The organism is Bacillus sp. CD3-5, assembly GCF_006349665.1.
GTDB lineage: Bacteria > Bacillota > Bacilli > Bacillales > Bacillaceae_G > Bacillus_A > Bacillus_A paranthracis.
Genome location: NZ_VEPX01000012.1, coordinates 15588 through 29794 on the forward strand (window position 1 = coordinate 15588; position 14207 = coordinate 29794).

Here is a 14207-nt window from a genome sequence, read left to right on the forward strand (position 1 = left end):
CTTTCTCCAATAGTGGAACTCTCAAACAAGCTATATTTTGGAAATATAAAATAATGAATAAAAATAGCATCCTCTTATAAGAAAGAGGATGCTATTTGAATATTTCATAATAGTAAAGGCTATACTACAATTAGTCTTCGCGTTTTTTCACTTTTTTATAAAAGGAAATAAGTGGTTTGTAACGTTCATGTACAAGTCCAATTACTTCAGCAATAATCTCTGTAAAGAAGATTAAAACGAAAAGAAGAATAATGGATAACCATAATGTCGCACTAGAGAAAATGATTGCATTTACACTAAAGAAAATACCGAATGCGTATATAATTAGTACCGTTTTACGATGAGAGAAGCCCATTGCAAGTAAACGGTGATGTAAATGCGACTTATCTGGTGCTGAAATAGGTTTTTTATTTACGATACGACGGATAATTGCAAATGTCGTATCAAATACAGGCACGCCTAAAATGATAACTGGAACGATAAAGCTGAATAGCGTTACACTTTTGTATAATCCGAGTAACGATATAACAGAAATACAGTATCCTAAAAATAGTGCTCCTGTATCTCCCATGAAAATTTTTGCTGGATGGAAGTTGTAGAATAAAAATCCAATTGTACTTGCAAGTGCAATTAGTGCTAGAGGTAAAATGATAGCCGTTCCAGTACCCCATGGGCTAGTGAAGGCCATGTATGCTAGCGTTGCCAGTACGATAGATGAAATACCAGCGGATAATCCATCTAAGCCGTCAATTAAGTTGATTGCATTTGTAATACCTACAATCCAAAATACTGTAATTGGGTAAGCAAGCCATCCAAGTTCAGTATCCCCGAGGATTGGAATATATAATACTTGCACTAATAATCCACTTTTTACAATCATAATGGCAACTAATAGTTGTCCACCGAATTTTACCTTCGCAGATAACTCGTACATATCATCTAAAATACCGATGATTACAATGATAATCGCACCTAGCGTTATCGATAACATTCTTTGTTCGTATAAGCCACCGACAACAAATCCAACAGCCACACCAATAAATATTGCTAACCCGCCAAGACGAGGCATAATCTTTTGGTGCACTTTACGCGCGTTTGGCTTATCTGTTGCTCCTATTTTAAAAGCTAACTTAATAACTAAAGGAGTAACGACGAGTACAGTGATGAAAGATGCCAAAATGGCATAAATCACTTGTGAGTCCATTAATACCCCACCCTTTTATAGTCTAACGTAATTTTTTTAAATATATTTATCTGAAAATTATGATGTTTATTTACAGGCTCATAACATATGGTATCACAAAAAGATTAGAATTCAATCTTTTTTTCGTTTTATGGTAAATGGAAGCAGATAGAATATATGACAATGGTATACAGAATGTTGAATCGTTTGAGAAGGTTAATCGTATTGGGCTTTGGAATATGACATTTTCTCTTTCTCTTTAATAGCGAATAATTTTATTTCAATATTATAAGTGTTACACGTAGAAATGAGTAAGTTCCGTGTTAAAATGTGGGAATTTTTCAAGCCTGAACGTGCAGCTTTAATCTCGGTAAAATTTCTATTGGTTTTATGGACAATATTTAATTTTACAAAAACTTAAAAAAGAATGAAGAAAGTAATTCATATAATAAAGAAGTAAAAGAGTTTTCTCATTTTTAATGTGAGAGGGGGAAGCACAGGGGAAATTCTATGTATTCGTATATTTTCTATTGTATATTCCTGTGCGAAAAGGAAATGAAAATTACGATAATAGGTACCGGATACGTTGGATTGATTACAGGAGTAGGATTGGCAGTATTGGGACATTCGGTTACATGTTTTGATATAAATGATGAGAAAATGGAACGGATAAAACAAGGGAATCTGCCTATTTATGAAGCTGGCTTATATGAATTAATACATGATGCGTGTCAGAATAATCGTTTAACTTTTACAACAAGTAAAGAAGAAGCATTTCATGATGCAGAATTTATATTTATTACAGTTGGAACGCCATCGTTATTAGATGGGACAGCAGATTTAACATATATTCAAAATGCATGTTTTGATATTGGAGCATATGCGACTAAAGACATTATTGTTGTTACAAAAAGTACTGTTCCTGTAGGGACGAATGGTGCTATGAGGGGATGGATTGAGGAGACATTACAAAATAGGCATGAGTTACATATTGTATCGAATCCCGAATTTTTACGGGAGGGTTCAGGGATTTACGATTTTTTTCAGGGAGATCGTATTGTAATTGGAGCTGATAATGAGGAAGCGGCGCGAAAAGTTGAGAATTTATATAGTAAATTACATTTGCAAACGTATGTTACAGATATAAAAAGTGCAGAGATGATTAAATACGCATCGAATGCCTTTTTAGCGACAAAAATTAGTTTTATCAATGAAATTTCAAATATATGTGAGAAGGTAGGAGCTAATGTATTAGATGTTGCAAAAGGAATGGGAATGGATAAGAGAATTGGGTCGTCTTTTTTAAATGCGGGCATTGGTTACGGGGGATCGTGTTTTCCGAAAGATACGAAAGCGCTTGTGCAAATTGCAGGGAATGTGGCACATGATTTTCGTTTGTTAAAAGCCGTTATTGAAGTAAATAATAAACAACAGCTATTATTGATTGAGAAAGCGAAGAAAGTAGTAAATATGAACAAGAAGCGAATTGCAGTGCTGGGAGCAGCATTTAAACCGAATACAGATGATATAAGAGACGCACCGTCCCTTATTATGATACAAGAATTAATGAATATAGGTGCAGACATAGTACTATATGACCCGAAGGCGATTCAAAATATGAAAAATATCTTTGGGGAGACTATACAATATAGCGAATGTATAGATGAATCGATTAGAGGAGCGAGTGCGGCTTTTATCGTGACAGAATGGGAGGCTATCCGAACGTATCCGTTAGGAAAGTACGTACAACTTATGAGAGAACCTATTTTATTTGATGGAAGAAATTGTTATACTAATGAGGATGTTAAGAAACAGGGAATAGATTATTATTCTGTTGGAAGAGAAAGTATTCATAAGAGGGATTTTTCCGTTATTCGTTAAAAAGGTATGTATTCATGTATATTCTTATATGTCATAATAGGATTTGTAACTAGTGAAAGAAAAGAGGCAATGAAATGACTGAACGTTTAAAAGTAATGACAATTTTCGGGACACGTCCAGAAGCAATTAAAATGGCACCTCTTGTATTAGAGTTGCAAAAGCATCCAGAGAAAATTGAATCAATTGTGACTGTAACAGCACAACATCGTCAAATGTTAGACCAAGTATTAAGTATCTTTGGAATTACACCAGATTTCGATTTGAATATTATGAAGGATCGCCAAACTTTAATCGATATTACAACGCGTGGTTTAGAAGGTTTGGATAAAGTAATGAAAGAAGCAAAGCCGGATATCGTACTTGTACATGGTGATACGACGACAACGTTTATTGCAAGCTTAGCTGCTTTCTATAATCAAATTCCAGTAGGTCATGTCGAGGCAGGACTTCGTACATGGGATAAATATTCTCCATACCCAGAAGAGATGAATCGTCAATTAACAGGCGTAATGGCAGATCTTCATTTCTCACCTACAGCAAAATCAGCAACGAACTTACAGAAAGAAAATAAAGATGAATCACGTATTTTCATAACAGGAAATACAGCGATTGACGCACTAAAAACGACTGTAAAAGAAACATATAGTCATCCTGTACTAGAGAAACTTGGAAGTGATCGTCTTGTACTTATGACAGCTCACCGTCGTGAAAACCTAGGAGAGCCAATGCGTAATATGTTCCGTGCAATTAAGCGTCTTGTTGATAAGCATGAAGACGTACAAGTTGTGTATCCTGTTCATATGAACCCTGTTGTTCGTGAAACTGCAAATGATATTTTAGGCGATCATGGCCGCATTCATTTAATTGAGCCGCTAGATGTAATTGATTTCCACAATGTTGCAGCTCGTTCATACTTAATGCTAACTGATTCTGGTGGTGTACAAGAGGAAGCTCCGTCATTAGGTGTACCGGTTCTTGTTCTTCGTGATACAACAGAGCGTCCAGAAGGTATTGAAGCAGGTACGTTGAAATTAGCGGGAACAGACGAAGAGACAATCTTTAGTCTTGCTGATGAGTTGTTATCAGACAAAGAAGCTCATGATAAGATGTCAAAAGCATCTAATCCGTACGGTGATGGCCGTGCATCAGAGCGTATTGTAGAAGCAATCTTAAAACATTTTAATAAATAAAAAAACAGCCAAATCGCATGCGATTTGGCTGTTTTATTGCTGATTTCTCATAATCCACTCTGCATGAGCATTCGTAGAAGGAGGGGGATCAGTTGGTGTTTTGTTCTGATTCGTTTCTTTCTTCGCTTTCTCGTTAGAGTTCGAATTTGAAGAAGGAGTGGATTCCGTTTTTGTTGTTGAATTTTCTTGCGTGGTTACCTTTTCTCCTAGTTCTTTTTTAATTTCGTTACGTACTGCCTCAACACCGTTTGGATCTGGAAGGAAGTAATAAATACCACCTATTTTTTTGTCTTCTCCTTCAAGTTTGAGTGTTTGTATTGTGGAAGGATCAAACCCAGAAAGTTTCTTGTAAAGAGCAAGGCCATCAGAAATAGGAATGTCAGTTTTTATATATTTTCCAACGACTGCTGTCAAATCTTTAATTTTAAATACGGTAGAGGTGGAATTTAGTTTTTGAACAACAGCAGCTAGTAATTGTCTTTGTCTAGCGGCACGACCATAGTCACCATTCGGATCTTGCTTTCGCATACGAACGTAAGCGAGTGCTTCTTCACCATTTAATTCTTGTTGTCCTTGCTTAAATTCGATTTTTTTGTAGTAATCCACGTCTGAACGCTCCCAAAAGTCGAAGGGGACATCAACAGTCACACCGCCAACAGCATCAACAATACCTTTAAAGCCTTGGAAATCAATTTTAAGATAATGGTCGACAGGCACTTTTAGAAAACCTTCGACAGTTTTGATTGCCATTTCTTCTCCGCCGTAAGCATGCGCAGCGTTAATTTTGTCCTCTTTATTCTTTCCGACAATTGGAACGCGACTATCCCGAGGAATACTCATAAGCGAAATCTTTTGCGTTTTCGGATTGACTGTCGCAAACATTAATGAATCTGTACGACCGTTTTGGCCGTCTGTTGCATAATCTTCTATACCCATAATAAGGAGTGTAAAAGGCTCCTTTGTAATTTCTACATCTTCGGTTCTCAAATCCGATTTTTCACGAGTAAAACCACTATACATCCCCATGAGAGAAGAGTAGGAATTTAATATATAAAGTCCTACACTACCAAATAAAAATAAGAAAATAAGGAAGTAGAAAAACTTTCTTCTTCGTTTCTTCTTTATTCTGCTATTTTGGAGATGATAATAACGTTCTTCCATATATAATCTCCTTAGTTCATTTGTAGGAAATTAATTCACTACATTAATCTTTAAAGGCGATACAGTAGTTATTCTTAGATAACATCTTGTTCTAAGTACAACATATCTCCTTCTGTAATTGTACATTTCCCATTTGTTAATTCAATCATCCAATCCGTGAATGCTTGTTTTCCATCTTCTTCTACATACGTATCAAATGTGACATTTTCGAGGTAATGTATATCTTTAATGGCATATTTTGAATTGCGTAATTCATTTTCAATTTTGCCAAGTAATGTGTAATCAATTTCGGTCTGTATAACACGCATTAATTTTCGCTCGACAACACCGACATGATTAATGCCTTCGCTTGTACATTTTCCATATGCGCGAATTAATCCACCAGCGCCCAGTTTGATGCCACCAAAATAGCGGGTAACGACAACGACGGTATCTTTTAAACCGCGTTTTTTTAGTACCTCTAACATAGGTACGCCAGCTGTACCGCTAGGTTCACCATCATCATTTGCTTTTTGAATTTGATCTTGTTCGCCAATTAAATAAGCAGAACAATTATGTGTTGCATTCCAGTTTTGTTTTTTGATTTTTTGTATGAATTCTTGAGCCTCTTCTTCGGTTGTAGCACGACTAACATAACAGATGAATCTTGATTTTTGAATGACAATTTCGTGTTCACCGTAGTCTTTTATTGTTAAATATTGTAATAACACTTGTATACGCTCCTATCCATCAAAATGACTAGTACTTTACATTTTAAAAGCGGGCGTTTTTATATTCAAACATTTTTTATAAATAAGCTGAAATTTTTGGTGAGTGTTTTACCTTTTTGTTGTAATTTGTCGAGATGATGAGTATAATTTCAAACCCGCATTTTCATGTATGGATGCACCATTTTTAGTTTTCGTGTAAAATTAGGAAATAAAAACTTTTTTATAAGGCAGGTACGAAAATGAAAACAGCTATTGTTACTGATAGTACAGCATATATACCGAAGCATATTCGTGATGAACTCAATATATATATGATTCCATTAAACGTTGTGTTTGGAACGGAATCTTATCAAGAAGAAGCTGAAATTTCAGCAGATGATTTTTATGTAAAAGTACGTGAGCAAGAAGAACTTCCAAAAACTTCTCAACCAGCAATCGGAAAGTTTGTTGAGCTATATGAAGAATTATCTAAGGATTATGATGCAGTTATTAGCATTCATCTTTCAAGTGGGATTAGTGGTACATATCAAACGTCAACGACAGCTGGTCAAATGGTAGAGGGTATTGATGTATATACGTACGACTCTGAAATTAGTTGTGAAGTACAAGGATTCTACGTGCGTGAAGGTGCAAAGCTAGCAAGCGAAGGGAAGGATCCAAAAGAGATTATCGCCCGTTTTGATGAAATGAAGAAAACGATGGACGCTTATTTTGTAGTAGATGATTTACACCATTTACAACGTGGAGGCCGATTAAATAGTGCGCAAGCTTTCATCGGTAGTCTGTTACAAGTAAAGCCGGTTTTATATTTTAGGGACAAAATCATTATCCCGTTTGAAAAGATTCGTACGCGTAAAAAAGCGCTAAAACGTATCATTGAAATTTTTGATGAGCAAGCAAGTAAAGGTTTACCTATGGAAGCAGTTATCATTCATGCACAACGTGAAGAGGAAGCGAATGAATGGAAGGCAGAATTAGAAGCAAAATATCCTCATGTTACAATCCGCACAGGGTATTTCGGTGCTGTAATTGGAACGCATTTAGGTGAAGGTGCACTAGGTCTTGGATGGTATACGAAGTAATAAAGATATAAAAAGCTCTCTTTCGGAAGAGGGTTTTTTTACGGATATTTTACGTGAAGTTGACAAGTTAATATTTGGAAATGGTAAAATGTACGTAAAATAAAATAATGAGGAAAGTTTTATAACTTACTTTTTACAAGAAACTATATTATAATAGAAGAGAGGTGAAACATATGGAGCATAATTCTTGTTTATGTCCAAAGTTTGAGTCAGCTTTTACTTTGCTTAGTAAGAAATGGACTGGCTTAATTATTAAATCTTTGCTGGAAGAGTCAAAACGTTTTAGAGAAATCGCAGATATTATACCGAATATGAGCGATCGTATGTTATCAGAGCGTTTAAAGGAATTGGAAAGCGAAGGCATTGTAGTTCGTAATGTTTATCCAGAAGTACCAGTTCGAATCGAGTACGGCTTAACGGACAAGGGAAAAGCGTTAGAAAGTGTTATGGATGAAGTCCAAAATTGGGCTGAGAAATGGATGAAATAACGTTTTGATTTCATCCGTATTAGTATATTTAATAAAACGTAAGGGAAACCTTGCGTTTTTTTCTTTGCTTACAAAAAAGTATTTAAAATTCTACACATACGTACAAAAATATGCATATTTTGCGATAGTGTTACATATAATATTACATTTGTTTTACAAAAGCGTAACATTAGCAAAAAAAATCCCGAATTATGGTATAAATTTTATAGGTTATATACGGAAAAAGAAAAAAGAAAGCGGTGTAAAAAATAAAATGAAAAAGCTAAAAATGGCATCTTGCGCATTAGTGGCAGGGTTAATGTTTTCAGGACTAACACCAAATGTATTTGCTGAAGATAAAATTTCTGACGTGAAATCACAAATTAATACACAAAATGACACTTTACATAAACAACAACAAGAACGTGATGAATTACAAAAACAAATGAATGACTTAAACAAAACAATTCAAGGTTTAGATAAGTCTGTTCAAGAGAATGCTGCAAAGCTTGATGAAACAACGAAAAAAGTTGCGGACACTGAGCAATTAATCGAAAAGAAAAATAAAGATATTGCAGAATTACAAACGAAAATTGCAAAACGTGAAGAGTTATTAAGAAAACGTTTAGTTGCACTTCAAGAGCAACCAAACACAAACGTTGTAACAGAAGTTCTTGTAAACTCTAAAAACGTTGCAGATTTAGTTGATCGTTTAACTTCTGTTTCTAAAATTCTTGAGTCTGACGAAGATATCATGAAAACACAACAAGAAGATCAAGCGAACGTGAAAAAAGATGTTGAAACGGTAAAAACAAAGCAAAAAGAATTAAAAGAAGCACAAGCTCAAATTGAAACTGCTAAGAAAGAACTTGACGCTGAAAAAGAGAAAAAAGCAGCGGCAGTAAACGATTTAAGCGGTAAAATGGATACAGTTGTAACTTCAATGACAAGTACGGAAAGTCAATTGAAAGATCTTGAAAAACAAGCATTACAATTACAACGTATTGCTGAACAAGAAGCGCAAGAAAAAGCTGCACAAGAAGCTGCTGCTCAAAAACAAGCAGAGCAAGCTGCTAAAGATGCGCAAGCTCAACCAGCACAAGTGGCACCTGCTCAGCCAGCGGCACCAGCAAACAACGGTGGACAAGCTCAAAAAGAAGCACCTAAAAAGGAAGAGCCTAAAAAAGAAGCACCTAAAAAAGAAGATAAAAAACCAGAACCGACACCAGGCCCAGCTCCAGCTCCTGGCGTAATTGGTAAAGCGCAACAATACTTAGGCTTACCATATGTTTGGGGAAGTGCATCTCCATCAAACGGTGGTTTTGACTGTAGTGGATTCATTTCTTACGTATTCGGTGTAGGTCGTCAAGACGTTGCAGGTTACTGGAATTCAGTTTCTAAAGTAAGTAGCCCACAACCTGGAGATTTAGTATTCTTCCAAGGTACTTATAAACCAGGTCCATCTCACATTGGTATTTACGTTGGCAATGGCCAAATGATTCATGCTGGTGACAAAGGGATTGCTTACTCTAGCTTAAGCAGTAGCTACAACCAAAAACATTTCTTAGGATACGGTAGATTCTAGGATTTATAATCGAATAAAACATGTGTATAAAGTCGATAGCTTACTATTTTATAAGTAGGTTATCGGCTTTTTTGCGTTTTTACGAGATTATAAGAAAGGCTTATAGTAGTGCTGGAGGTGAGTGCTAATGCTTGCTGGAAAACAGTTGCTATTAGAAGAACTCTCTTCAGATTTACGGAGAGAATTAAGTGATTTGAAAAAGAAGGGAGAGGTTGTATGTGTACAAGGTATAACAAAGAATACTTCTAAATATATATGTCAGCGCTGCGGAAATATAGAGAAGCGGCTATTTGCATCATTTTTATGTAAAAGGTGCGGTAAAGCATGCGCGTATTGCCGGAAGTGTATCACGATGGGGAGAGTTAGCGAATGTACTGTACTTGTTCGCGGGATTCATGAAAGAAACGGAGACAGGGAGCTAAATCCATTACAGTGGAATGGGGCTTTATCGATTGGTCAGGAGTTGGCGGCGCAAGGAGTTATAGAAGCGATTAAGCAGAAAGAATCTTTTTTTATTTGGGCTGTGTGCGGGGCTGGAAAAACAGAAATGTTATTTTACGGTATAGAAGAGGCGCTCCAAAAAGGAGAAAGAGTTTGTATCGCAACGCCAAGGACTGACGTTGTACTGGAATTAGCGCCGAGATTACAAGAAGTGTTTCCAAGTATAACTGTAGCTGCTTTATACGGAGGGAGTGTAGATCATAAAAAAGATGCAGCGTTAGTCGTTGCAACGACTCACCAACTGTTACGTTACTATAGAGCGTTTCATGTGATGATTGTAGATGAGATTGATGCCTTCCCGTATCATGCAGATCAAATGTTACAGTATGCAGTTAGGCAAGCAATGAAAGAGAAAGCAGCGCGTATTTATTTAACTGCAACCCCTGATGAAAAGTGGAAGCGTAATTTCAGAAAGGGGAAACAAAAAGGTGTTATTGTGTCAGGACGATACCATCGTCACCCGTTACCAGTTCCTCTATTTAGTTGGTGCGGAAATTGGAAGAAAAGCCTCCATCATAGAAAAATTCCTCGCGTGTTACTACAATGGTTAAAAATGAACTTAAATAAAAAGTATCCTATTTTTTTATTTGTTCCTCATGTGCGATATATAGAAGAAATAAGTCAGTTGTTGAAAGGGTTGGATAATAGAATCGATGGCGTGCATGCAGAAGATTCGATGAGAAAAGAAAAAGTAGCATCTTTCAGAAAGGGAGACATTCCGTTATTAGTTACAACGACAATTTTAGAAAGAGGAGTAACTGTGAAGAACTTACAAGTGGCTGTGTTAGGAGCTGAAGAAGAAATTTTTTCAGAGAGTGCGCTCGTACAAATTGCAGGCCGAGCGGGGCGTAGTTTTGAAGAGCCATATGGTGAGGTTATGTATTTTCATTACGGTAAGACAGAGGCAATGGTACGTGCGAAAAAACATATTCAAAGTATGAACAAAAATGCGAAAGAACAAGGATTGATCGATTAATGCATTGTTTACTTTGTGATGAGTATATGGTGGAAACAGTTAGTTGGTACACCTTCTTTGTAAAGTCCCACCAAAAATATGTATGTGATAGATGTGAGCAAAAACTTTCCTATATTATAGGAGGAATTTGCATGGATTGTGGTCGTCCTTTAGATGACTTACCTACCCGATATAAAGAAAATGATATTTGCATGGACTGTGTAAGATGGAGGAATGAGGAAGGATATCGTCCTTTTAAAAATCGTTCGTTGTACGTGTACAATGATGATATGAAAGGTATACTAGCGCAGTTTAAGTTTCGAGGTGATGCGGAGTTAGTTCATATTTTTTATCAATCTTTTCGGGAGTTATTTCAAAAGTATTTTACGGACGTTTCAACCGTTATTGCTGTTCCGCTTAGTAGGGAACGGGAATATGAACGAGGTTTTAATCAAGCAGAGTTATTAGCAGCATGTTTGCCTGTCAAAAATTTTTATTCATCATTAAGAAGGAAGGACACAGAAAAGCAAAGTAAGAAATCGCGTAAAGAAAGGCTTTCGGGAAGTAATCCTTTTTATTTTCAGAGAGAAGAGATGTTTCATGGTCAACACATTTTACTTGTTGATGATGTATATACGACAGGAATTACAGTGAGACAAATTGGAAGTCTTTTCTATGATAAAGGAGCAAGCGAAGTTTCTAGTTTGACGCTTTGTAGAAGTTAATCTGTAACTGTCGAAAGAGATAATAAAAAGACGATAAGTCTTCTTTGACTTCGTATGTTGTCATTCGTTATAGTGAAATTATGGGGCAAATGCCCTGATTTTTAGAGTGAAGGGAATGGAATGAACATGCAAGGAAGAGTAAAATGGTTCAATGCAGAAAAGGGATTTGGGTTTATTGAGCGTGAAGACGGTGATGATGTGTTTGTTCATTTTTCTGCTATTCAACAAGATGGATATAAGTCATTAGAAGAAGGGCAACAAGTTGAGTTTGATATTGTAGAGGGAGCACGTGGACCGCAAGCAGCTAATGTTGTAAAACTGTAGGTATATTGTTTTTGGGAAGAGAAAGCTGCGCTTGTGGCAACGTTATATATATGGTAGAACCTCTTGTTTTTTTGCAAGGGGTTTTTGTTATGAATGGAGTTGTCAAAAAGTTGTTTCTTTTCTGTAACGAATTGTCCACAGTTATATTCGTTATTCACGATGTTAATAGGATAAAATAAAGATAGAAACGATGCATCTTTTCATTTCAACAAAAAACGATAAAAAAATCGCAATTCCACTAATTTTTTTAAAAAAGTTAGAAGGAGTTTTTAAGCCGGTGTCGAAATTATAGTACATAGGCTTGAAAGGAGGAATTCATCTATGAAATTCAACATTCGTGGTGAAAATATTGAAGTAACTCCAGCATTAAAGGAATATGTAGAGAAAAAACTAAGTAAGTTAGAGCGTTATTTTGATACATTCCCAGAGATTAAAGTTAATTTAAAAGTATACTCTGACAAGCAACGTGTCGAGGTAACAATTCCATTTACTGATTTATTACTTCGTGCAGAAGAAACTAATAGTGATATGTACGCTGCTATCGATTTAGTAGTTGATAAACTTGAGCGACAAATTCGTAAACATAAAACAAAAGTAAATCGTAAGTTACGTGAGAAAGGTTCTATGAAAACGAACTTTATCCTTCCAGAAACAGTAGCTGTTCTGGATGAGGTAGAAGAGGATGAACTAGAACTTGTACGTACAAAACGATTCGATTTAAAACCGATGGACGTTGAAGAGGCAATCCTACAAATGGATATGCTAGGACATAATTTCTTCGTCTTCACAAATGCTGATACAAATGAAACTAACGTTGTATATGGCCGTAAAGATGGGAAATATGGTTTAATTGAAACTAAATAATAATTCAAAAGCGCAGCCGAAATGGCTGCGCTTTTTTTGTATTTTTATTTTTCGCAGCAAGGTTAAAAAACTTTGTAAGTAGCCGATTTCATTAAGAAGTGATTTTAGGCATTATTTCGTTAAAATCGCATGAGAAAATTCAAAACTTAGAGAAGTGAGTTACTCGTTATTATTTGGAACAAGCATAGGAATGTAGCTATCTTTACAAGTAATTCTTTGCTAGGAGTATATTATTGTTTTTGAAAATTTAACAAAATGTTCGCAAGTGTAAAAGTAATATTAAATATTCTGAAATCAATTGAAGGTATGTTGAGGTGTTGTTACTATAATATCGTATTATATGGATTCTATTACTCCAGTGAAAAAATAAAATCAATATAATGCTACAAATTATCGGAGGTGCTTTTAGTGAGCATTAAGAAAAAAAGTCGTTTCATGCTTGGATCTGTTTTATCTTTAGGTATTTTAGCTAGTACTTTCGTTTTAACCGAACCAGCTAATGCTGATACAAGGGATGATCATGTAGAATTTACCTTTAGACTTTGGAATGCATATGATTATACTAATGCACGTCCTAAAGAGACACCTACTTCTATGTATATGCGTGTGAAGAGTAGTGAAAAGGGCGGTGGTTCTTTCAACGTTTGGACAGAAGCAGATAAAAATAAAGGTAAAGGTGATAGAGATTGGGTAAATGTTTCAGGTGAGTCAGGTAAGCATGAAGGAACGGTGCGACCAGGTAAAACGTATCTTTTCCAAAATTACGCATATGAAAACTATGGAAAAAATGTACCTGTGAGATTCGGTGGTTATTCTAGAGAAAATAATGCTTATCCTACTGCTTGGAGCCCTGATAGTGTAAGACCTAGTGGACCTTACACTGAATATTGATTTAGAAATTATAAATTAAAATTATTTATTGTGTAACGTTAGAAAAAGTCGTCTAGTTCATCATCTGGATTATACGACTTTTTCTACTATTTCATTTTTTGAATAGGAGGGGCTGCAATGAAGATTATTTCAAAATATATTTTATTCTGTTGTTTTATATTGATTATTTGTTTATTAGCCTCTTGCCATAAGAAAGTAGATGAACCTATTGTAAATATTGAAGATACTTTAACGGAAAAAGATAATTTGAAAAGTATTCAGTTGAAAGAAATTAATAAAAATACTGTTTTTGAACAAGTATTTTTGGAAAATGAAACTGGTGATGATTTCTTTCAAGGGCAAATAGATAGAAATGATATTGCAATAAAAGATAATCTTTCAAATAAAAAAATAAAGTCAGGAGTTATACCAGAAAATTATTATGTTTTTTTGACAGGTGTTACGAATAAGAAAAAACCAACGTATCTTTTGGGACGGATTGAACAAATTGATGGAAAAATAATTCGGTGGAAACAAGAAGTTAAGAGTGTAAAAAGAAAAGGTACAAATGATGTTTATCAGTATGAAGTTGAGTTTCCTAAATTTGAAGGAGAGAGAGCAAATGTTTCTTTTCGTTACATCTGGTTAAATAAAGAAAATAAATGTTATGGTGTTGCGGATCAACTGTTCATATTAAAAAAGATTTGAA

Annotated in this window: 14 protein-coding genes; 11 read left to right on the forward strand and 3 right to left on the reverse strand. The window is 35.3% G+C overall.

The annotated features are described in order from the left end of the window. Nucleotides 1-130: 130 nt before the first annotated feature. Nucleotides 131-1204 carry a glycosyltransferase family 4 protein gene (locus tag FH036_RS20370; RefSeq protein ID WP_000378310.1) on the reverse strand — a complete coding sequence of 358 codons (1074 nt, stop codon included), beginning with the start codon at nucleotides 1202-1204 and terminating at the stop codon, nucleotides 131-133. 489 nt (nucleotides 1205-1693) lie between these two features. On the opposite strand from FH036_RS20370, the gene FH036_RS20375 reads away from it, so the two are divergent. Together FH036_RS20375 and wecB are read left to right on the forward strand one after the other, a co-directional pair. Further along, complete coding sequence (locus FH036_RS20375; protein ID WP_139896179.1) at nucleotides 1694-3064, forward strand: UDP-glucose dehydrogenase family protein; 1371 nt, start codon at nucleotides 1694-1696, stop codon at nucleotides 3062-3064. A gap of 74 nt (nucleotides 3065-3138) precedes the next feature. Next, the gene (gene wecB, locus FH036_RS20380; protein WP_000140134.1) at nucleotides 3139-4254 is read left to right on the forward strand and encodes a non-hydrolyzing UDP-N-acetylglucosamine 2-epimerase; all 1116 of its coding nucleotides are present in this window, start codon (nucleotides 3139-3141) and stop codon (nucleotides 4252-4254) included. A gap of 33 nt (nucleotides 4255-4287) precedes the next feature. Here wecB and FH036_RS20385 read toward each other — a convergent pair whose 3' ends face one another. Together FH036_RS20385 and FH036_RS20390 are read right to left on the reverse strand one after the other, a co-directional pair. Then, on the reverse strand, nucleotides 4288-5415 hold the full coding sequence (locus tag FH036_RS20385; RefSeq protein ID WP_000392773.1) for an LCP family protein: 1128 nt from the start codon (nucleotides 5413-5415) through the stop codon (nucleotides 4288-4290). A gap of 74 nt (nucleotides 5416-5489) precedes the next feature. Beyond that, on the reverse strand, nucleotides 5490-6125 hold the full coding sequence (locus tag FH036_RS20390) for a YigZ family protein (protein ID WP_000926680.1): 636 nt from the start codon (nucleotides 6123-6125) through the stop codon (nucleotides 5490-5492). A 239-nt stretch (nucleotides 6126-6364) separates the two neighbouring features. On the opposite strand from FH036_RS20390, the gene FH036_RS20395 reads away from it, so the two are divergent. The 9 genes from FH036_RS20395 to FH036_RS20435 all read left to right on the forward strand — a co-directional run bounded on the left by FH036_RS20395 (nucleotide 6365) and on the right by FH036_RS20435 (nucleotide 14206). Next, nucleotides 6365-7207, forward strand: a complete 843-nt coding sequence (locus FH036_RS20395; RefSeq protein WP_113712271.1) for a DegV family protein — start codon at nucleotides 6365-6367, stop codon at nucleotides 7205-7207. Nucleotides 7208-7380: 173 nt separating this feature from the next. After that, nucleotides 7381-7695: a winged helix-turn-helix transcriptional regulator gene (locus FH036_RS20400; protein WP_000400857.1), complete on the forward strand. Its 315-nt coding sequence runs from the start codon at nucleotides 7381-7383 to the stop codon at nucleotides 7693-7695. Between the two features lie 148 nt (nucleotides 7696-7843). Next, a complete protein-coding gene (locus tag FH036_RS20405; RefSeq protein ID WP_041184270.1) occupies nucleotides 7844-9259 on the forward strand; it encodes a C40 family peptidase in 1416 nt (471 codons plus the stop codon). A 127-nt stretch (nucleotides 9260-9386) separates the two neighbouring features. Next, nucleotides 9387-10736 (forward strand): ATP-dependent helicase ComFA, encoded by a 1350-nt coding sequence (comFA, locus tag FH036_RS20410; protein ID WP_000879438.1) that lies wholly within the window; start codon nucleotides 9387-9389, stop codon nucleotides 10734-10736. After that, entirely contained in the window at nucleotides 10736-11440 is a 705-nt protein-coding gene (locus FH036_RS20415) for a ComF family protein (protein WP_041184158.1), read from the forward strand. The genes comFA and FH036_RS20415 overlap by 1 nt, the downstream gene beginning before the upstream one ends. A 126-nt stretch (nucleotides 11441-11566) precedes the next feature. Next, nucleotides 11567-11764 (forward strand): cold shock protein CspC, encoded by a 198-nt coding sequence (gene cspC, locus FH036_RS20420; RefSeq protein ID WP_001162041.1) that lies wholly within the window; start codon nucleotides 11567-11569, stop codon nucleotides 11762-11764. 321 nt (nucleotides 11765-12085) lie between these two features. Then, entirely contained in the window at nucleotides 12086-12628 is a 543-nt protein-coding gene (gene hpf, locus FH036_RS20425; RefSeq protein WP_000671192.1) for a ribosome hibernation-promoting factor, HPF/YfiA family, read from the forward strand. Between the two features lie 408 nt (nucleotides 12629-13036). Beyond that, nucleotides 13037-13519: a hypothetical protein gene (locus FH036_RS20430; protein WP_000023378.1), complete on the forward strand. Its 483-nt coding sequence runs from the start codon at nucleotides 13037-13039 to the stop codon at nucleotides 13517-13519. A 117-nt stretch (nucleotides 13520-13636) separates the two neighbouring features. Continuing rightward, nucleotides 13637-14206, forward strand: coding sequence for a hypothetical protein (locus FH036_RS20435; protein WP_000691998.1), 570 nt, complete (start codon nucleotides 13637-13639; stop codon nucleotides 14204-14206). The last annotated feature ends 1 nt before the right edge of the window (nucleotide 14207 follow it).

What these genes read in the sequence shown, in the direction of transcription:
- FH036_RS20400 (WP_000400857.1), top strand. Translation starts at nt 7,381, where the DNA reads ATGGAGCATAATTCTTGTTTATGTCCAAAGTTTGAGTCAGCTTTTACT.
- FH036_RS20370 (WP_000378310.1), bottom strand. Translation starts at nt 1,204, where the DNA reads ATGGACTCACAAGTGATTTATGCCATTTTGGCATCTTTCATCACTGTA.
- cspC (WP_001162041.1), top strand. Translation starts at nt 11,567, where the DNA reads ATGCAAGGAAGAGTAAAATGGTTCAATGCAGAAAAGGGATTTGGGTTT.
- comFA (WP_000879438.1), top strand. Translation starts at nt 9,387, where the DNA reads ATGCTTGCTGGAAAACAGTTGCTATTAGAAGAACTCTCTTCAGATTTA.
- hpf (WP_000671192.1), top strand. Translation starts at nt 12,086, where the DNA reads ATGAAATTCAACATTCGTGGTGAAAATATTGAAGTAACTCCAGCATTA.
- FH036_RS20415 (WP_041184158.1), top strand. Translation starts at nt 10,736, where the DNA reads ATGCATTGTTTACTTTGTGATGAGTATATGGTGGAAACAGTTAGTTGG.
- FH036_RS20395 (WP_113712271.1), top strand. Translation starts at nt 6,365, where the DNA reads ATGAAAACAGCTATTGTTACTGATAGTACAGCATATATACCGAAGCAT.
- FH036_RS20375 (WP_139896179.1), top strand. Translation starts at nt 1,694, where the DNA reads ATGTATTCGTATATTTTCTATTGTATATTCCTGTGCGAAAAGGAAATG.
- FH036_RS20435 (WP_000691998.1), top strand. Translation starts at nt 13,637, where the DNA reads ATGAAGATTATTTCAAAATATATTTTATTCTGTTGTTTTATATTGATT.
- wecB (WP_000140134.1), top strand. Translation starts at nt 3,139, where the DNA reads ATGACTGAACGTTTAAAAGTAATGACAATTTTCGGGACACGTCCAGAA.
- FH036_RS20385 (WP_000392773.1), bottom strand. Translation starts at nt 5,415, where the DNA reads ATGGAAGAACGTTATTATCATCTCCAAAATAGCAGAATAAAGAAGAAA.